Here is a 20,207-nt window from a genome sequence, read left to right on the forward strand (position 1 = left end):
CCGAACGGAAGCCGCGACGGTTTAGGCAGGCCTTAAAGGCGGTTGCGCCGGGCGCCGACCGGCGCATCCTTGCATCGTGCGGGAACCGCCGGGCACCGCGCGGCGGTTGAGCGGGTGTGGCCGGCGGCGCCGCGCACACCCGTCGTGAAGGGTGAAGGGGGAGGACGGCTGTGCCATCAGGCTTACTCGTGCACGTGGCCGGCGGGGGCGACTCGCCCCCGTTCAGTGTGGAACTCGCGCCGGGCGACCGGGTCCGCTTCGGCCGGGGCGCGCCGGGGGTGCCGGTGGACGTGCGGCTGGACAATCCGGCGGTGCCCCGGCTGGCCGGGGAGGTGGAGGCCACCGAGGACTTCTGGCGGCTGAGCAACTTCAGCGGCGCCCAGAGCCTGCTGGTCGAGAACCCGGAGGGGGCCGGGGAGTACTTCCGGGTGGCACCGCGGCGCGTCGGCGCGCCCGTGCCGTTCGAGTTCGCGCGGGTGGTGCTGCCGGCCCGGGGACCGACGGCCGTCTCCTTCCAGGTGTACGCCCCCGGTCACCAGTACGCCGAGCCGGCCGTGGGCGGGGCGCCGGCCGGGGCGGGCACCGTGGCGGCGTTCTCCCTGGACGAGAGCGCCACGTACTTCCTGGTGCTGACCGCGCTGTGCGAGCCGCGGCTGCGGGACCAGTCCACCGCCTCGATCCCGACCACGCGGCAGGTCGCGGAGCGGCTGCGGCGGCATCCGGCACACACCCGGCTCACCGAGCAGGCCGTGGGCTTCCACCTGGACTACCTGGCCCGCAACAAGCTGCGGGTCAAGCGGGCGGAGGACGCGGCCGGCCGGCGGCTGGAATGGCGGCGCGAGCTGCTGGTGGGACTGGCCCTGCGGTTCGGTCTGGTCCACGAGGGCCACCTGGCGCTGCTGCCCGCGCTCGGGACGTACGAGCGGCGCGCCCACGAGGCGGGTGCGCGGTGAGCCCGCGCGAGGTGGCACCGGGCCTGCGGACCGAGCCGGCCGGTACGCGGGCCGCGGCAGTGGGCCGCCCTCGGGCCGAGCCGGCCGGTACGCGGGCCGCGGCGAGGGTGGTCGCGGGCGGGGGCGGTATCCCGGTCGGCTATCGCGTGGCCGGGTGGGAGGTCATCGGGTGCATCGGCGAGGGGAGTTGGGGGACCGTCCACGCGGCGTGCCGGTCGGACGGGGCGGGCGGGCCGGCGGAGGCGGCCCTGAAGTTCCTGTCCATGGCCGGTCTCGCCCCGCGCCAGGCCCGGGAGCTGGCCGAAACCGCCCGGCGCGAGGCGGAGTTCAGCCGGCAGACGGACCATCCGCACCTGGTGCGGGTGCTGGACGTGCTCCTCGTGGACGATCCCGCCACCCCGGCCGCCGACGGCTCCGTCGTGCTGGTGATGGAGCGGGCGAGCCACAGCCTCCAGGACGTGCTCGCCGGGCGGGCCCCGGCACCGCACCGTGACCTGGGCGCTGTCCTGGCCGAGGTGTGTGCCGCGCTGGCCCACCTGCACGAAGCGGGTTGGGTGCACGGTGACCTGAAGCCGGCCAACATCCTGCTGGACCGGGACGGTTCGGCTCGCCTCGCGGACTTCGGCCTGGTCACGCGGGTGGAGGGCACCCACGGCTACGCGCCGCCCTGGGGGTCGCCGGACTACGTGCCGCCGGAGCGGCGTTCGGCGGAGCTGAGCGAGCGCGGCGTGCTGACCCGGCCCAGCGCCGACGTGTGGGCCCTGGGGGTCACGGCTCACCAGCTGCTGACGGGCGGCGAGCTGCCGTTCCCCGGCGGCAGCCCGGGGGCGCGGGCCGCGGCCGTGGCCGAGTACGCGGCCGGGCGGTCTCCGCTGCGGCTGGCGCCCGGGCTGCCCGTGGCGTGGCGGGAGCTGATCGCCGACTGCCTGGCGGCCGATCCCGTGGCCCGCCGCGCGCACACCGCCCGGAGCCTGCTGCCGCGCATGGCGGCCGCCGCGGCCATCGGCCCCGGCGCCGCGGCCGGAGCGGGGGACGGGGGCGGCACAAGGGCCGGGGCAAGGGCCGGGGCCAAGGCAAGGGCGCGCGGCCGCCGGCGGCGTGCCGGCCGGATCGCGGCGGTGGTGACCGCGACGGCCTCGCTGCTGGCCTGCACGGCCAGCGTCGCTCCCGGCCCGGCACCACAACCCGTCGGCCCCGAGCCGCCCACCTCGCTGGTGTACGTGGGGCCGCGGCGCTGCGAGGACGGGAGCATGCAGCCGTCCGACTGCCCGGTGTACTTCGTCATCGATCCGCACGAGGAGCAGGACCCCGCCAACTCCCTGAACCTCGCGGCGTATCCGGGTCAGCAGTTCACCTGCGTGTGTGCGGTCCGCGACGGCACCCGGATCGAGGACGGGGCCGGCGGGGCCTCCCGCTCGTGGTACCAGGTCGAGTTGGGCAACGCGCCCGGCGGACACGCGTACATCTCGGAGCTGTACGTGGTGGGCCCGCCCGGTGTGCGGGAGTGCGAGCGGGCCACCCCGTGGTCCAGGCTAGAGCGGCGGAACGACCCCGCGTACCTGTGAACTGATAGGTGGGCGCGCCCTGTCGGCGTCGGTAGACATGTCGGTGTCCGGACCGGCCGGCCCGGACACCGACTCGCCCCGACCGAGGTGCCATGTCTCTCGCCCAGCACGTGCGCAGGTCTTCCGCTCCACGTCTGCCGCTGATCGCGGCCGCGGTGGCGGCCGTGACCGCCGTCCTGCTCTCCGCCCCGCTCGCGTCGGCCGCCCCGGCGGCCATCCCCGCCACGGTCGCGGCGGCTCCGGCCGTCGTGACCGGCGTGACCGGCAACTGCGCCTACCAGGTGTCCTGGAACATCGACGCGCTGAACGTGCGCAGCGGACCGGGTACCAACCACAGCGTCATCGGCACGCTGGCACCCGGCTCGTACGTATCCTCGCCCTACTGCTCCGACTGGGTGGCGGGGCCGGGCGGCAACGGCTGGTGGGTGCAGATCAGCTTCAAGGGCCGGCTGGCCTATGTGTCCACGCAGTTCCTGAACGGCCTTCCGTAGCCGTGGCCGGTCACGTGGCAGGGCGACTGCCACGGGCCTTCGGGCTCGTGGCGGCGCTCGTCCTGATCTGCTGCGCCACGCTGCTCGCCGGGGCGCGGCCCGCGGCGGCGGTCCCGGCACCGGAGCCCGGGCCGGTCGTCGGCGGGGCGATTTCGCGCAGCGAGGTGATCACCCGGGCGCACGCCTGGTACCAGCTGAGGAATTCCATCACGTACGACCAGAGTCGCTGCTACCTCACGGGGGTGGGCAGCACCGGTACCAACTGGTCGAGGATCGGCGGGGGTTGCTTCCCGTCCTATTACCGGCAGGACTGCTCCGGTTTCGTGTCGATGGCCCTCAACCTGCCGCAGAGCCTGCTGGCCGGGGAGCGCGGGAAGGAGTTGGCGCGCACCGACGTGGCCCAGCCCATCGGCTGGCAGGACCTGAAGCCGGGCGACTACCTCCTGCACTTCTCCGGCAACGCGGACGAGCGGCACACCCGACTGTTCGACCGCTGGGCCAACGCGGAGCACACCCGCTACTGGACGTACGACTTCGGCTCCCATCCCGTCCAGCACGTCCAGGCGTCGGTGAACCCGTCCTGGTTCGAGCCCTACCGCTACCGGAAGATCGTGGACGATCCCGGGGACGCGACCGTCTACTACCAGGAGCCCGGCACCCAACTGCCGCCGGGTGTCCATGCGTCAATGGTCCGCGACACGGACTTCCGCATCCCCGTGACGCGTTCCGAAGGCGGCGAGGACGGTGACGGGTACTTCACGACCTGGGGCGACACGCTCAACGTCCGTCGAGACGCGACCACTTCGAGCGCCGTGGTCAATACGATCGCGGGCGGGACCCGGGTGCGCGTCGCATGCCAGGCGCACGGCCAGAACATCACCGCGGACGGCATCACCAACGACGCATGGTCCTACCTCCCCGACCACGGCGGCTGGATCACCAACATCTACCTCCAAGGACCCGCCTGGATGCCGGGCGTCCCCACCTGTTCGGGCACCCGGCCGGGCAGCTGGCCGACCTTCACCACCTGGGGCGACACCCTCAACGTCCGCCAGGGCACGACCACGTCCAGCAGCGTGGTCAACACGATCGCGGGCGGGACCCAGGTGCGCGTCGCATGCCAGGCGCACGGCCAGAACATCACCGCGGACGGCATCACCAACGACGCATGGTCCTACCTCCCCGACCACGGCGGCTGGATCACCAACATCTACCTCCAAGGACCCGCCTGGATGCCGGGCGTCCCCACCTGCGCCTGACCGGCGCCGAAAGGAACATCACCGCATGAAACCTCCACCGCAGGCATCGGGCTCCCGCCGCAGTCCCGGCCGGCACGCCGCCACCGGCGGGCCACTGCGGGCCGTGGTGGCGGCCGCCCCGCGGATGCGCCCCGCCCTCCGCGCCCTGGCGGCGGCGGCCCTGGCCACCGTCACCCTCGCGCTCGCCGCGCCGTCCTCGTACGCGGCCCCCGTCCGGTCCTCGTGCAGCGGCGGCGGACCGACCGTGACCGATCCCTGGGCCCAGACCTACGCGACCGTCTACTGCCCCACCTGGACGGCCGCCGACATGACCTACGGCCCGTACACCTCCCCCGCCCACCTGGTGGTCACCGGGCGGATGTACGCGGGTACCAACTGGGTGGTCTGCCAGAGCGTGGGCCGGGAGAATCCCGCGCTGGGCGGCGGGCACAACCGGTACTGGATCTACACCCAGGGCGATGTGGCCTACCGCGACCGCGGCTGGGGCTGGCTGCCGGCCACCGCCTTCAGCTACGGCGGGGACTACGAGCCGATCCCGGGCGTACCCATCTGCAACGCCTGAGGCCGCCTCTCTTCCCGGCCCCCGCGCGGCCGTGGCGGTGCCGGGCGCGCGGGGGCGGGCGGGCTACCGTGGCGGCAGGGGCGGACCGTCGGGCGCAGGTCGCAGGTGCAGGCGCACGGACCACGATCGGGAGACCATGACGCTCACCGCCGACCCCCTCGACACCCTGCTGCGGGCCGCGGTCCGCGACCGGGTCCATTCGGGGGCCGTATGGGCCATCGGTGACGCCTCGGGCATCCTGGCCGAAGGCGCGGCGGGCCCGCGGACCGGACCGGACACCGAGTTCGAACTGGCCGGACTCGGCCGGATCCTCGACGTCTGGCCGGCCGTCGGCGCGCTCGTCGGGGAAGGCGCGCTCCAGCTGCACACGCCCCTCGGCGGCTACCTGACGGAGCTGGCGGGGCACCCGCTGGCCGGAGTGACGGCCCACCACCTGCTCACCCACACGGCGGGCCTGCGCGGACCGGCCCACGACGGCCTTGACCGCGGAGGCGCCGGGGACACCGACGGCGGGCATGCCGGGGGCCGGGCGCTGCTGCTGCGTACGGTCCCGCACCGGCCGCCGAGCGAGGCGGTCGAGTACAGCGACCGGGCCGCCGCCGTCCTCGGCCATCTCGTGGAGCACCTGTCCGGCCGACCCCCGGCCCGGCTGGCGGCCGAGCGGATCTGGCAGCCACTGGGCATGACCCGCACCCGCGTGCGGCGGCCGTCTGCGGGCGCAGCGGATCCCGGGGTCTGCTCCGTGATCAACGATCTCGCGCGGTTCCTGCGCCATCTGCTCGGACCCGACCCCGAGCCGTTCGGCGCCGCGTGGGTACGCGACTCGCTGCGGATCCGTACGGGTGAACTCGCGCCGCCGCGCGGCCTGTTCTGGCATCCCGCGGCGGGCACCCACCGCCGGCAGGACCTCTGGGTCCACCACGGCCCCGCCGGCTCCGGCGTGTGGATCTCCCCCACCCAGGCGCGCTGGGCGGTGCTCCTCACCGGGCGGAGCGAGGGGCCCGGGGGCCGGGAGGCGTCCGACCGCGTCCGCGAGGATTTCCGCACGGCCGCGTTCCACTGAGCCGCTCCCTCCGGGCAACCCCCGGCCCTGCCGGCCGGCTGTGGCGCACCCCCAGCCTCGCCGGCTGACCGAGGCGCACCTCCAGCCTCGCCGGCGCCCGAGGGGCAACGCCCTGCCTCGGCGGCGACTTCCAGCCTCGCCGGCGCCCTCGGGGCGACGCCCTGCCTCGGCGGCAACCTCCAGCCTCGCCGGCGTTTGAGGCGCGGGTCCGGGCGGAGCCCGGTGCCCGGCGTCAGCCGGGTTGTTCGTTGGGGCTCCGCCCCAAACCCCGCGCCTCAAACGCCGGCGAGGCTGGAAGTTGCCCGCCTGGGCACGGGCAAGGCAGGGGGTTGCACCCCACGGCACCGGCAAGACGGCGGGGCCGTGGCGGCAGGGCCGATGGGCTGAATTCGATCACCCGCCGGCCCCATAAGATCAAGAAAGGGGACATTCGGCCCACATAAGTGTGAATAACTGGCCGCATTGAACCTGTTTGACCGGTGAGGCTCAGTGAGCGCTCCGTGTGAAGGGTGACCAATGCGAAGCGTCTTCAAGGGCAGCGCCACCCCCGCGCTGCGCCGCGCACTGGCCTCCTGCGCCGGCACGGCCTGCCTGCTGCTCCCCCTGGCACCATCGGCCACCGCGCAGCCACCCGCCCCGGCCACCCCGACGGCCGAGGCCACGACCAGCGCGACGCACGCCACCACCGCGCACGCGAGCAACACGAGCAACACGGGCGACACGACCGAGAGCACGGGCCCAACAGACACGACGGCCACACCCGCCGAAGGCTCCCCGCGCGCGACACACACCCCCTCGCGCGCACACCCTCCGACCCCGGCCGCCCCGTCGGCCCCGTCGGCACCGGCGGCACCGCACGCCGACCTCACCGTCTCGGCAGCGCTCCGGCAGACCCCACCTCAGCCCCGGAAGGAAGACGAGGAAAGGGCCGAGGACGCGGCCGAGGACGGGGGCAGGCAAAGGGGCGACGAAGACGGCCGGCTGCACGCGGCCGCCACCGCCACCGCCACCGCCACCGCCACCGGCACCTTCGACTACGCCGTGACCGTGACCAACCACGGCCCGTCCGACGCCCGCCGCGTCGTCGTCACCGACCTGCTGCCGGCAGCCCTGGAGTTCGCCTCCTCCCGCGACGGCTGCACCGCCGCCGGCCGTACGGTGACCTGCGGGCCGCTGGCCGCACTGCCGGTCGGCCGTTCACACACCTGGGTGATCACCGTGCGGCTCGCCTCCGGCTACGGCGGCGACGGATCGGACATCGTCAACGAGGCCGTCGTCGGCGCGGAGACCTCCGACCCGGACCCGGAGAACAACAAGGCCTCGGTGACCGGGCTGGAGATCCCCCCGGACGCGCGCGAGGCGGACCTGTCGCTGGCGAAGACCGCCCTGCTGGCGCACGGCCGCACCACGGTCGCACCGGGCGAGAGGTTCACGTACCGGATCACCGTGCACAACCACGGCCCGGCCGCGGCCCGGGACGTACGGGTCACCGACCCGCTGCCGTCCGCCCTGGCCTTCGTCTCCTCCCCGGACGGCTGCGCACCGGCGAAGGCGGGCAACGGGAGCACGGACGGGGCGCGGCCGGACGGGGCGCGGACGGTCCGCTGCCCGGCTCGGGACCGGCTCGCCGCCGGGGAGAGGGCGGAGTACCGGATCACGGTACGGGTGACCGCGCGCGAGCGGACCGGTACGCCGAAGCGCTGCACCCGCATCGACAACATCGCCCGTGTCACCTCGTCGAGTCCGGACCCCGACCCGTCCGACAACGCCAACCGGCCCGGTACGACGGCGCCCGGCGGAAAGCCGCTGTGTCTGGCGTCCGGCAGGGACGGCGGGGGCGAGGACGGCCACCACGGCCACGACGGCGGCCATGACAACGGCGGCCACGACGACAACGGTCACGACGAGGGCCGCGGCGACGACGGCCACCACGGGCGCGGCGATCTGGCCGACTCCGGTTCCGCACTGCCGGGCTGGCTCCTGTGGACCGCCGGCGGCCTCGTCACGGCCGGCGCGGCCCTGCGTACGGTGTCCGGCACGGCGCGTCGGACGGGCGTGAAGGAATGAGCGCCTCGCCCCCCTGCCGCCCGGCCCGGCGCGGCACCCGGCGCCGGCGCGCGGCCCTCGCCCTGCTCTGTGCGGCGGGCCTGACCCTCGCGGCCCTCCCCGCGACGGCATCCGCATCCCCACCCGCACCGGCACCGGCACCGGCATCCGCACCGGCCGCGCCCCGGCCCGCCCCGACCGCCGCACGCGCCGCCAGCTCCGCGAAGACCCCCACCCCGGCCCGCCCCAGCAACACCCGCACCACCCCCGCCCGTACCGCCGCCGCGGCCGCCGCCGCCCCCCGCGCGGTCGCCTTCCCGGTCAACGAGACGTTCGAGTCCTCCACCAACCTCGGCACCACCAGCGGCAACGCGACCTACCCCGACGCCGGATGGATGCGGCTGACCTCGGCGAGCAACAACCAGGCCGGCACCTGGAAGATGAAGGACTCCTTCTCCTCCGGCCTCGGGATCGTGGCCGAGTTCACCTACGCCACCTACGGCGGCACCGCCTTCGAGGGCAAGCGGGGCGACGGCCTGTCGTTCTACCTGACCGACGGCTCGGCGAAGGACGGGGTCGGCGGCACCGGCGGCGCCCTGGGCTACGCCTGCTCGATGACCGGCGGCCTGTGCCTCGCACGCCCCGGCGTGCCGGGTGCCTACCTCGGCATCGGCATCGACGAGTTCGGCAACTTCTCCTCCAGCGGCGTCGGCAACGGCGGGCCCGGGGCGCAGTCGAACCGGATCGTGCTCCGCGGCGGCGGCGACGGCTCCAAGGGGTACCGCTTCGGCACGTCCGCCGCGGGCCCGGAATCGACCGTGGAGACCGGCAGCCGCGCCAAGCTGCGCACGGTGCGCGTCACCCTGCTGCCCAGCGGCTCCAAGATGCTCGTCTCGGTGTGGTCCGACAGCGGGCCCGGCACGGCCATGACCCAGCTGATCACCGATTTCGACGTCACCACCATCACGGACCAGCCGGCCCTGCCCGCCACCCTCAAGGTGGGGTTCTCCGCCGCCACCGGTGGCGCCACGAACATCCACGAGCTCAGCGATCTGAGGATCAACGTGCCCGTCGACCTCTCCGTCGCCAAGTCGGTGAACACCAGGAGCGTCCCGGCCGGCGGCGGCCCGGTCACGTACACGGTCACGGTCTCCAACAGCGGGGCCAACGACGTCACCGGCGCCGTCGTCCGCGACACCGTCCCCGGCCTGACGGGCGTCACGTGGACCTGCCGGGCCGGCACCGGCGGCACCTGCGGTCAGGCCTCCGGCAGCGGCAGCACCCTGCACACCACGGCGGACCTCAAGCGGAGCGGTTCCGTCACCTACACCGTCACCGGTACCGCCCCCGCGCAGCCCACGACGCTGCGCAACACGGCCACCGTGACGGCGCCGGCCGACCGCTTCGACACCGACTCCGCCGACAACACGGCGACGTCCGAGGCCACGACGGTGACGGCGAGCGCCGACGTGTCGGCCGCCAAGGAGGGTGTCGGGGCCGGGCCCGTGGCGCCGGGACAGCAGTTCGACTACCGGATCACGGCCCGCAACAACGGCCCGTCGCACACCTCGGCCGTCGAGGTCGCGGACACCCTGCCCGCGCCGCTCGCGTTCGTGTCCTCCCCCGACGGCTGCACGGCCGCCGGCCGGGTGGTCTCCTGCCCGGTGCGCGGCACGCTGTCCGCGGGCACGGACACCGCGTGGACGATCAGGGTCCGGCTGGATCCCGCGTACCCGGGTGACGGCGCGGACCTCGGCAACACGGCCACCGTCCGGCACGCCGTCCCCGACCCGCTGCCCGCCAACAACACCAGCGCCGCCGCCCCGCCGCCCGGCGGGGTGACGGCCCCGCAAGCCGATCTCGGCACGGTCAAGAGCACCGGCGCGCAGGCCTCGGTGGCCCCCGGCGAGACGTTCGCGTACACGGTGACGGTCACCAACGCGGGCCCGTCCACGGCCCGGCAGGTACAGGTCACCGACCCGCTCCCGGCGGCGCTCGCGTTCGTCTCCGCGGCCGACGGCTGCACCGCCGCGGGCCGGACGGTCGGCTGCGGTCCGGTGGCCGAACTGGCCCCCGGCCAGAGCCGCTCGTGGACCTTCACCGTCCGACTGGACCCCGGCTTCACCGGGGACGGCTCGGCCCTGCGGAACACGGCGACCGCCGAGGCCCGTACGGCGGACCCGCGGCCGGCCGACAACAGCGGCACGGCCGGTCCGCCCGGCGGCACGGTCCGCCCGGCCGTCGCCGACGTCGAACTCGCCAAGCAGGCCGCCGCGGGCTGACCGCCGGGCCGCCGCCCCGGCCGGCCCCCGAGCCCGCCGCGTTCCCCTCCGTACCCCCGCACGAACCGAACGGAAAGATGCGCGATGACGACGACACCAGGCCGACGGCGGCCGGCAGCGTGGGCCCTGGCCGCCTCGCTGATCTGCGCGGCGCCGCTGTGGGCGGGCCCGCCGCCCGCGGCCGCCGCGGCCCGTACCGGCCACGCCCTCCAGGCGACGGCGAGCGCCGGCCACACCCTGTCGGTGACGGCGAGCACCGTACGGGCACCCGGTGACCTGGTCACCTACACCCTCACGGCGAAGAACAACGGCCCGTCCGTGGCCCGCAACGTGACGGCCAAGGACCGGCTGCCCGAGGGGATCACCTACGTGGGCTCCTCGGACGGCTGCACCGAAACCGCGCAGATCGTCACCTGCGGCCCGGAGCCCCAGCTGGGCGTCGGCCAGAGCAAGAGCTGGACGTTCCAGGCCCGGCTCAGCGCGTCGTACCAGGGTGACGGCTCGGACCTCGGCAACAGCGCCAGCGGGAAGTCGGACGCCTCCGACCCGGTCCCGGGCAACAACACGGCTCCCCCGGTGCTGCCGCCGGGCCCGTTCGACCCGGTGTCCGACCTGGCCACCGTCAAGACCCCGCTGGGCGCCGGGCCGACCGTCCCCGGCCAGGAGTACGAGTACGAGATCCGCACCTCCAACAAGGGTCCCTCGGACGCTCGCAACGTCACGGTGACCGACACCCTGCCCGACGGCCTGACCTTCGTGTCCTCGGCCGACCCGTGCAGCGTGTCCGGACGGACCGTCACCTGCGGCCCCCGGGCCCGACTGGTCCCCGGCGCCGAGGTGGTGTGGACGTTCAAGGTGAGGCTGGACCCCGCCTACGCGGGTGACGGCGGCGACCTGCGCAACACCGCCACCTCGGCGTCCGCCTCCAAGGACCCCGAACCGGCCGACAACACCTCGCGGCCGGTGCTGCCGCCCGGCGGCGTCACCGAGCCGCAGGCCGACGTGTGGGCGGCCAAGCAGCCGGTCACCGACACGCCCATCGCTCCCGGGCAGACCTTCGAGTACGTCGTCACCGCGACCAACGACGGCCCGTCCCGCGCGCTCGGCACCACGATGACCGACAGGCTGCCGGCCCGGCTCGCCTTCGTCGGCTCCGCCGACGGCTGCACCGCCACCGACGCCACCGTCACCTGCGGCCCGGCGGCCGTACTGGAGCCCGGCGCGTCGAAGCGCTGGCGGTTCACGGTCCGGCTGGACAGCACGTACACCGGTGACGGCTCCGACATCCGCAACACGGTGACGGCGGCCGCCCGGACCAAGGACCCCAAGCCGGAGAACAACACGAGCAGCCCCGCCGGCCTGCCCGGCAGCAGGGTGAACAAGCCGACCGCCGACCTGGCCCTCACCAAGCAGGCGGTGGGCAGCACGCCGCCGGTGCCGGGCGAGACCTTCGACTACCGGATCCGGGTCACCAACAACGGCCCGTCCGCCGACGCCTTCAACGTCAAGCTCACCGACAACCTCCCCGAGGGCCTGTCGTACGTGGCCTCCTCCCCGGCCGGCTGCACCGTCGCGGGCCACCTGGTCTCGTGCAAGCGCACCGCCCCCCTCAAGGTCGGCGAGAGCGTCGAGTACCTCCTGACGGTCAAGGTCGATCCCGCGTACAGCGGCGACGGCAGCGACCTGCGCAACACCGCGCACGTCACGGCGGACAACATCGACCCCGCCAGTGCGAACGACAGCGACACCGCGTCCGTGCCCGGCGGCGACGTCGCCGCGCCCGCCGCGGACCTCGTGCTCTCCAAGCGGCCCGTGCAGAGCACCCCGGTGGCCCCGGGCGAGACCTTCGACTACGCCCTGACGGTCACCAACAACGGCCCCTCGCAGGCCGAGCAGATCACCGTCACCGACACCCTGCCGACCGCGCTGAGCTTCGTCTCCGGCGACGCCGCGTGCACCGCCGGGCGGACCGTGAGCTGCGGCCCGCTCGCCCGCCTCGCCCCGGGCGCCTCGATCACCTGGGTGATCAAGGTGAAGCTGGACGCGGACTACTCCGGTGACGGCTCGGACATCCGCAACACCGCCACCGTCTCCGCCCTCACCCGCGACCCGAAGCCGGAGAACAACACCAGCAACGCCGCGGGCCCGCCCGGCGGCACGGTCAAGGACCCGACTGCCGACCTGGAGGTGGGCAAGACGACCCCCTGACCGGCCCCGAGCACGCATGAACCAGTGGGGTGTACCAGCAGTACACCCCACTGGTACGGACTAGCGGTCCCCTGTCTCTGCCCGCTTCGACCGCCTGCCCCCCGAGCGCCGGGAGCTCATCCTCGGCACGGCGCGCCGCCGCCTCGCCGAGCACGGCTCGGATTCACGAGCGTCCACCGCACCGCACCGGGCCCCCGGGGATCACCGCGATGGCCCGCCCTCCCGCCGCCGGGCAACGAGTCGGGGGCCGCTCCGGATGTCTCCGGAACGGCCCCCGCTCACCTACTGGTCAGGATCAGCCCGTCGAGGGGCGGATCTGGGTGGTCTTGTTCTTCATGGCGGCGACAGTGTCCAGCATTCCCTGGTGGAACTGTTCCTTGGTCATGCCGTTTCCGTATTTGTTGTACATCTCGATGCCCTGGCGGACGCTGATCACGTCACCCGCATCGGTACCGCCGTTGAAGATGCTGGCGCCGGGGAACGCCGCGGTGGCGCCGTCCTCCAACTCCTTGTCGCTGAACCCGCCTTCCTTGCCCACGAAGCCGTAGTGCACGTTCGACCAGATGTCGTAGAACGCCTCGTCATCGGTGCCGGGCACCTTGAAGAAGTAGTCGGGCTCGGTGCGCAGGTCGAACATCTTCTTGAGCTTCGGCTTGTGGTCCCATGGCCCATCGGCACGGACCTGGACGATCCACCAGAACTGGGCGTCGAGCACGCCCCAGCTGTTGTTGGCGGCGTTGATGTGCCGCAACGTGGAGGACTTCATGTTCCGCATGATCTCGGCGTACATGTAGTCCTCGGCGGCCTGCCAGCGCGCCGCGCCCAGCAGGCGTGCGGCGCGCCGCTCCGCCGCCACGCGCAGCGCCTTGCGCTCCGCGTTGTAGGCCCGGTGCCGGTCCGACATGTGGTTGGAGCCGCTGCACCTGCCACGGGTGGTGCAGTTCCAGCGTCCGGCGCGGTCGGCGGCCTCTTCCATCCGCTGGGACGCCGCCTCGCAGGAGCGCTGCCCGCAGTTGTCGGAGTAGTCGCCGATGACACCGTCGCTGTCGCCGGGCACGCCCGCGCAGATTCCGTCACGGCCGCCGCCGGGCGAGCCGTGGAGGCACATCTTGCCGTCCGGGTCGGAGTTGGTGACCGGGTTGTTGTCGGCGTAGGCGTAGCCGTTCCAGCTCTGCGGGTCGGCGCCGTCCAGCAGCGGGTCGGTGCTGATGAAGCGGCCGGTCGACGGCTGGTACTGGCGGACGCCGAGGTTGGTCAGGTTCGTCGCGGTGTCCTTGGTACCGCCCACGAAGCCCTTGGTGCCGGCCCAGGCCGCGGGCTGTGCGCCGCGCGGGTTGCCGAAGGGGTCGCTGGTGCGTCGGGTGACGGCCAGCGTCGACAGGTCGACGGTGAGGGCGCTGGTGCCCTGGTGGTCGGAGACCTGGGCGACGAACGCTCCGGCGGCCGTGCCCGCGCCCGTGCGGACGATGGTCATGCCGCCGGGGATGGGGTAGTAGCGGGTGCCGGTCTGCGCCTTGGTGGCGGTGTCCACGGCCAGCTCGTCGGTGCCGAGGGTGATCGTGGTCTTGCCGGGGTTGCGGCGGACGATCTGGTTGCCGTCCGCGTCGTACACGTAGGTGGTGGTGGTGTTGGGGACGGTCCACTTCTGTCCGGCGGGCACCGTGGTGGCGCAGTCGCCGAGGACGAGGTTGAGGCTGTCGGTCGCGACGTCGCCGGGGACGGCGAGGCAGCGGCCGGAAGCGGGGTTGTGGAAGGTGCTGTCGGCGCGCGCCGTCCAGGTCTGGGCGGCGGTGCCGTCACAGACGCGGAGGTGGACCGCCGAGCCGGCCGCGGTGCCCATGGCCTGCAGGCACTTGTTGCCGGTGGAGAGCCGGTCGCCGGCGGTGGAGAACCGCTGGCCGGCTCCGGTGTTGCAGGTGTAGATCTGCACCGGCGTTCCGACGGCGGAGCTGCCGCCCTCCATGTCCATGCACTTGCCGCCGATGCCCTTGATCTGGGCGGCGGTGGTGAGCGAGGCGACCCTGCCCTCGGCGTTCCAGGTCAGCGTGCTGGTGCCGGCCTTTCCGGCCCGGAAGGACGTGGTGTTGCCGGCCGCGTCGTACTGGTAGACGTCGTTGTTGGTGCTGGTCGACGTCGTGGCGGTGGTGGTGAGCAGCGCGTGCGGACCACCCGTGCCGCCGCCCGCGGTGGGCGCGCCGGTCGGGGCGTTGACCGTGCCCGGGGCGTTGAACGCCTGGGTGGTGGTGACGTCCTTGGTGGTGTCGCCGGCCGGGTCGTGGCTGACCTGCTTGGTGCGGTTGCCCGTCAGGTCGTAGCTGTAGTCCTGCCAGTACGGTGCCCCGGTGCCGAGGGTGGCGACGGTCGGCGTGGCGCCGGCGCAGCTGCCCTGGTCCTGGGTCTGTCCCGGCACCGGTGCGGCCAGGCCGCGGGTGTCGGTCCACGCCGTCGTGAGCCGGCCGAGTGCGTCGTAGGTGAAGCACTGGCGGTCGGTCTGGGCGGGGAGGTTGTCGGCGATGCCGGTGATCGAGGTGACCTGTCCGGCGTCGTTGTAGGTGTAGCCCGTCTGCTGCACGGCGCCCGTGGTGGACGTCTGCTTGTCGACGAACTGCTGCCGGGCCCGGCCGGTGGCCTGGTCGTAGTCGGTGGTGGTGACGACCTGCGTGGCCCACGGGTTGACGGTCGAGCGGATCGGGCGCCCGAAGGCGTCGTACTCCGTCTGGGTGTCGTAGGTGGTGGCGCCGGCGTACTTGTACATCAGACCGTAGTCGTTGTACGTGTACGCGATGTCGTCGACGGGCAGGCCGCCGAGCGCCGGCAGGAGCGTCTGCTTGGGGTGGCCGGTGATCTTGTCGTAGACCGAGCTGGTCGTGTACGAGAAGGTGCCGGAGGCCAGCCCGGCGTCCGTGCCGGGGATGGTGACCGTCGAACCCGTGGCGTGGCCGGCGTCGTCGTAGCCCTTGATCGCGGTGGTGTAGGCCTGCCCGCTCGTGCCTCCGACGTAGCGCGTCGAGGAGGCGGCCTTGCCCTTGCCGCCCGGCGCGGTGTCGAACTTCCAGGCCGCGAGCTGCTTGGCCGCCGCGGTGGTGGCGCCGTCGTACATGGCGCTGCGCCGGCCGAGCAGGTCGTAGACGTAGGTCAGTGTCTGGTTCTTCGCGTTGGTGGTGCTGCTGAGCCGTCCGGCGGCGTCCCAGGTCTGGGTGGACGTGCCGGTGTCCGGGTCGGTCGCGGTGATCTGGCGCCCGCGCTGGTCATAGCCGTACGACCAGGTGTTGCCGGCCGCGTCCTTGCGGGTCAGCGGGTTGCCGTCCACCGTGTACGTGAAGCGGGTGACGGTGGCGTCGGCGGCGTTGCCCGTCGCCGTGCGGCCGTTGTACTGCCACAGCTCCGTCTGACGGCCGCGGCCGTCGGTGAGCGAGGTGGTCGTCGCGGAGCCCTGCGGGGGCACCACGTCGGTCCGGTCGACGCCCTTGTAGTCGGTCGTGGTCCGGGACTGCTCCACGCCCAGCGACCAGACGGCGCTGACCACGGCCCGGCCCAGGCCGTCATAGGTGGTGCGGGTCTGCGACGGGACGGTGCTGTCCGCCACGGCCAGGAGGCTTCCGGTGGGGCCCGACGCGTTGTTGTACCAGGGCGCGTTGACGGCCCGGGTGCGGCCCTGCGAGTCGGTCAGGGTGTCCGAGACGAGCCTGCCGGTGTACGCCGGGTTGGCCGGCGTCGTCTGGTTCTGCCGGGTCCGGGCGAAGCCGTCCAGGATGTCGATGCTCGTGACGTAGACCGGCGTGTCGCCGTCCTTCGACAGCTTCTTGGTGGTGGTGGTCGACGGAATGCCGGCCTTGTCGGACACCGTGTACGAGAACGCGTTGTTGGCGTTCGGGTGGGAGGCCGGGGTGCGGCCCGGCAGCCACACGCCGGTGGACCGTCCGAGCGCGTCGTAGGTCTGCGTGGTCGTCTTGAGGTTCTGGTCCGTGACGGTCAGCGGCAGGTTGCGCCGGACGTCCAGGGTGGTGACGGAGTCCCAGCTGCCCGTCGCCTGTCCGGGAACGGGCTTGGAGGCGGTGAGCGTGGACGGCAGCTCGCCGGCCGCGGCCGGGGTGTACGTGGTCGTCGTGACCGCGCCGCCCGGGTGCTCGGCGTCCTTGCTGTTGGGGTCCTTGGCGGAGACGGTCCGGCCGTAGGCGTCGTAGGAGGTGACGGCCGTCGGCAGGAAGGTCGCCGTGCCGTCCGTCTCGTAGCGGTCGAGGACCTCCTGCGAGGTCGCGTCGGCCGTGGCCGCGGCCTGCCCGGCGGGCAGGTTGTCGTAGAGGGTGCGGGTACGGGCGACGGTGTTGGCCGCCGTCGGGTCGACGGTGCAGGCGTCCGTCCCGGAGACCACGGTCTTCTCGCTGACCAGGCCGCTGACCTGCGGGTCGGGGCCGGTGGCGTAAGTGAGCCGGGAGCAAAGGTCGGGAAGGCCCGCGGTCTGCTCCAGGGTGGTGCGCGCACGGTTGTTGCGCGTGGAGTCGGTCGTCGTGGTGCTGACGGTCGACAGCCAGCTGCCGTCGGCCTTCTTGCCCTCCGTGGTGACGGCGGTCGTCGTGGCGGAGTAGCGGGCGACGAGGTCGGGCAGGCCCGAACCGCGGGACTGCGTGGCGGTCGCCACCTCGCCCGAGGCGCTGTTCACGCTGCGGCTGACGACGCTGCCGCCGGCCTGGTCGAAGGTCTCGGACTGGAGCATCTGGCCGCTGAGCCAGTCGTGGTCCGGGACGGTCCGGCCGAGGGCGTCGGTGAGCTGGACGGTGCGGGTGCCGCCGGCCTTGCGGGCGTCACCGTGCATGCCCTGCCGGTAGGTGGTGCGCGTCTGGGACTTGGGGCCGTCGTTGCCGTTGCCGGTGGTGGCCGTCACGGTGGCGAAGCCGCGGAACTCGCCCCAGGTGCGGGCCTTGGCCTCGGTGTACTGGCTGTCGTCGCGGTGCCAGCCGGCCGGGCCGTACGTGTAGGCGGTGACCTTCTGCGGGGCGTCGGTCGTGGTGTCGTTCTCGGTGAGCGAGGCGACGGTGTAGCGGTTGAACCAGTCGAGGACCGGGTCCGCGTCGAGGACCGAGCCCGGCGGGGTCCAGCGGACCGGGTAGCAGGCCTTGGTGTTGTCGTCCTCGGCGGTCGGCATCACCCGGTTGATGCGGGAACAGGCCGGCAGGTTGTAGTCGACGTTGAGGACGCCGCCGGTCTCGTTCTTGATCTGCTGGATCCGCGCCCGGTTGATCCGCGGCGGCGCCGGGACGAGGTCGGTGCCGTCGACCCGGTTGGGGAGCATGACGGGCACGAAGGTCACGGCGGGCAGCGTGAGCTCGGGGCTGGCCGTCTTGCCGGTGCGCTGGACGGAGTCCAGCCACAGGGCCTTCTGGCTGATGGGCTCGTTGGGGTTGTTGAGGTCCTTCGGGTCCGGGAAGGAGTGCTTCAGCGTGTAGGAGTCGACGTCCTGCCAGGCGTTGTTGACGCGCACCTGGGTCAGGACGGACGCCAGCCGGCGCGTGGTGAAGTACGTCGGCGACAGGCCGGTGCAGGTGCCGGTGCTCTTGCACTCCTGGTCGACCGGCACGTCGGGCCAGTTGTTCTTGTTGGCCACGGTGCGCTGCGACGGGTCGCAGGTCGCCGTGTTCTCACAGCGCTCCGCGGTGGTGAGGGTGATGCGTGCGGCGGGCTGCAGGGCGCCCTTGGCCGCGACCTGCTCGGACAGCCGCTGGCCGTACGCCACCGACGCCAGGGTGTTGGCGCGGGTGTACGCGGTGAGCACGCCGTTGCCGATGTTCTGGCCGCCGCCGCGCGAGTAGTGGTTCGTCTCGGGCGCCCAGGTGTACGTGGTCAGGTTGCCGTGCGCGTCGACGGAGTAGTCGAGCTGGAGGCGCTGCCACATCGTGCACCAGGAGGCGTTGCCCTTGGCGGAGTCGTAGCACGGGTCGCCCGCCTTGGGCGAGTACACCGGAGCGCTGGAGACGGAGTTCGTCGCCGGGTCGGTCTTGTCACCCCCGGGGAGGTGGTTGAGGCCGAAGTAGAAGACCGTGCCGCTGCTGTCGGTGACCTTGGCGTAGGCGCCGTCCTTGACGCCGTTGCCGGCGCCGGAGCCGAACTCGATCTTCGTGCCGTCGTCGTTCTTCAGCCGCCACACGCCGGTGGCCGCGTCGGTCGAGGCAGCCCCGGTGGCGACCCGGACGAGCTGGCCGGAGTGGCCGCCCAGCGACAGGGTCGCGTTGAAGCCGGCCCAGCAGTGGTCACCGGAGTGGGTGATGCCCGCCTTGTCGCACGGCTTGTAGGTGCGCTCGATGAAGCCGGGGTTCAGGTCCCAGCCGTCGCCGATCCAGGACGCCTGCGCGTTCGTGGCGGAGGTACGGCCGTCCACCGACGACGAGTCGTAGGAAAGGGCCAGCGCGGGTGCCGCGCCGCCGAGCGACGAGGGCGCCAGGAACGGGTAGCTGTAGGTGAGGGCGCCGGAGGAGCCGCCCGATCCCCAGGCCGAAGACGGGTTCAGGGCGGACGCCTTGTAGTCTCCGCCGCCACCTTCCTCGGCGGTCTCGGCCGCCAGGAGCATCGGTGCCGCGGAGGGGCCGGCGGCGGACCGGACGAGCGGCGACTGGAGCGCGCTCTTGGCGGTCCTGGCGGGAGCCGGGGTCACGGCCGGTACGGAGACCTCGGCCGTCACCTGCCCGGTGGCCTTGTCGTAGCGCGTGACGAGCGGGGTGCGGACCGTGCACGACGGCACGTTCGGCCGGGTCGCGGCGCAGGCGGGCAGTGCCACCAGGCGGCCGCGGGAGGCGAACTGCCCGCCGGTGGCCCGCTCCAGGGCCGCCGCGTCGATGCCGAGCCGCACCGGCACCGTGCCGCGCGCGTCCTGCCCGAGCGCGGCGACGGAGAACAGCAGGCCGTGCACGCCCGCCGCCCGGGCGGTCTTCGTGTCGTTGCGCACGACGGTCACCGCGGGCAGCGGGGTCTTGCGGCCCTTCGTGGCGGAGGCCAGCCACACGGGGAGCTTCCCGGCCCGCGCGGGAGCCGCCGCGGGCTTGGCGGTGCCCGCCAGCCGCGAGACGGCCGGCAGCTCAACTGCCGCCCGGGACCGGGGCGGGACCGCGTACGGCGGCGCAACCGGCCCGCGCTTCTTCGGCTTGAGGGGCGATATCGAGACAGTCTTGGGCAGCGGCGTCTTCGGCGGCTGCCAGATTCTGTCGAAGTCCGGCTTGGCCGAAACGGCTTGGGCCGCCGGCACTGCCAGAAGGGACGTCGTCAGGGCCAGAATTAGCGGACCGGTTACCCGTATCCGCGTATTTCTCCCGGAACGACGCATGCCAAAGCGAGGCATCACGCATCCCCCGATGAAAAAGTGACGGCCGCCGATCCGGCTGATCGACGGCGCAATTGCAGCGGAACGTAACAGTCGACCGAACCACTCACACCGCGGGGGTAGTTGAAACCGGACTGTGTCTTACATCACCGCCGGGGGCAATTGGTGAAGTCTGGCCACAAGGCCGACACATCGCAGTTGGCGGATTTTGATCGTCCGGCATGCCCCTGTCAGAGTGTCCGGGAACTCTGCCCTCGGCACGCCGGGACACCCCACCCGGAGGTGGTCACCCCGCACGGCGGGCACGCCTCGTCCGGCACCCCGGCGGAGCACCCCATCGGCACCGCGGAGCATCCCCATCGGCACCGGCGAGGCCCGACGGCGATGCCGAGCCGGCCCCCGCGGAGCACCCGTCACCCGACCGACCCCCGGGGACGATGAACGATCCCCCGCAGGCCCCGGAAACGAG

The 20,207-nt window shown here is 73.3% G+C and carries 10 protein-coding genes; 9 read left to right on the forward strand and 1 reads right to left on the reverse strand.

Annotated elements, in window-relative coordinates:
* Positions 1–170: 170 nt before the first annotated feature.
* The 9 genes from OG764_RS06435 to OG764_RS06475 all read left to right on the forward strand — a co-directional run bounded on the left by OG764_RS06435 (position 171) and on the right by OG764_RS06475 (position 12,429).
* A complete protein-coding gene (locus tag OG764_RS06435) occupies positions 171–953 on the forward strand; it encodes a serine/threonine protein kinase (RefSeq protein WP_328967420.1) in 783 nt (260 codons plus the stop codon).
* Positions 950–2,518: a serine/threonine-protein kinase gene (locus OG764_RS06440; RefSeq protein WP_328967421.1), complete on the forward strand. Its 1,569-nt coding sequence runs from the start codon at positions 950–952 to the stop codon at positions 2,516–2,518. Before OG764_RS06435 ends, OG764_RS06440 begins: the two co-directional genes overlap by 4 nt.
* Positions 2,519–2,610: 92 nt before the next feature.
* Entirely contained in the window at positions 2,611–3,009 is a 399-nt protein-coding gene (locus OG764_RS06445; protein ID WP_328967422.1) for an SH3 domain-containing protein, read from the forward strand.
* A 14-nt stretch (positions 3,010–3,023) separates the two neighbouring features.
* Positions 3,024–4,268 (forward strand): hypothetical protein, encoded by a 1,245-nt coding sequence (locus OG764_RS06450; protein ID WP_328967423.1) that lies wholly within the window; start codon positions 3,024–3,026, stop codon positions 4,266–4,268.
* 25 nt (positions 4,269–4,293) lie between these two features.
* Positions 4,294–4,830: a hypothetical protein gene (locus OG764_RS06455; RefSeq protein WP_328967424.1), complete on the forward strand. Its 537-nt coding sequence runs from the start codon at positions 4,294–4,296 to the stop codon at positions 4,828–4,830.
* 136 nt (positions 4,831–4,966) lie between these two features.
* Positions 4,967–5,893: a serine hydrolase domain-containing protein gene (locus OG764_RS06460; protein ID WP_328967425.1), complete on the forward strand. Its 927-nt coding sequence runs from the start codon at positions 4,967–4,969 to the stop codon at positions 5,891–5,893.
* Positions 5,894–6,409: 516 nt separating this feature from the next.
* Positions 6,410–7,960 carry a DUF11 domain-containing protein gene (locus OG764_RS06465; RefSeq protein WP_328967426.1) on the forward strand — a complete coding sequence of 517 codons (1,551 nt, stop codon included), beginning with the start codon at positions 6,410–6,412 and terminating at the stop codon, positions 7,958–7,960.
* A complete protein-coding gene (locus OG764_RS06470) occupies positions 7,957–10,221 on the forward strand; it encodes a DUF7507 domain-containing protein (RefSeq protein ID WP_328967427.1) in 2,265 nt (754 codons plus the stop codon). The genes OG764_RS06465 and OG764_RS06470 overlap by 4 nt, the downstream gene beginning before the upstream one ends.
* Positions 10,222–10,305: 84 nt before the next feature.
* Positions 10,306–12,429 (forward strand): DUF11 domain-containing protein, encoded by a 2,124-nt coding sequence (locus OG764_RS06475; RefSeq protein ID WP_328967428.1) that lies wholly within the window; start codon positions 10,306–10,308, stop codon positions 12,427–12,429.
* Between the two features lie 295 nt (positions 12,430–12,724).
* Here OG764_RS06475 and OG764_RS06480 read toward each other — a convergent pair whose 3' ends face one another.
* Positions 12,725–19,663, reverse strand: coding sequence for a ricin-type beta-trefoil lectin domain protein (locus OG764_RS06480; protein ID WP_328967429.1), 6,939 nt, complete (start codon positions 19,661–19,663; stop codon positions 12,725–12,727).
* Positions 19,664–20,207 lie beyond the last annotated feature (544 nt).

Source organism: Streptomyces sp. NBC_00239, assembly GCF_036194065.1.
Taxonomy (GTDB): domain Bacteria; phylum Actinomycetota; class Actinomycetes; order Streptomycetales; family Streptomycetaceae; genus Streptomyces.

Bases quoted from the DNA above. Each gene is read 5' to 3' on its own strand.
- OG764_RS06475 (WP_328967428.1), top strand. From the start codon at position 10,306: ATGACGACGACACCAGGCCGACGGCGGCCGGCAGCGTGGGCCCTGGCC.
- OG764_RS06445 (WP_328967422.1), top strand. From the start codon at position 2,611: ATGTCTCTCGCCCAGCACGTGCGCAGGTCTTCCGCTCCACGTCTGCCG.
- OG764_RS06455 (WP_328967424.1), top strand. From the start codon at position 4,294: ATGAAACCTCCACCGCAGGCATCGGGCTCCCGCCGCAGTCCCGGCCGG.
- OG764_RS06470 (WP_328967427.1), top strand. From the start codon at position 7,957: ATGAGCGCCTCGCCCCCCTGCCGCCCGGCCCGGCGCGGCACCCGGCGC.
- OG764_RS06465 (WP_328967426.1), top strand. From the start codon at position 6,410: ATGCGAAGCGTCTTCAAGGGCAGCGCCACCCCCGCGCTGCGCCGCGCA.
- OG764_RS06460 (WP_328967425.1), top strand. From the start codon at position 4,967: ATGACGCTCACCGCCGACCCCCTCGACACCCTGCTGCGGGCCGCGGTC.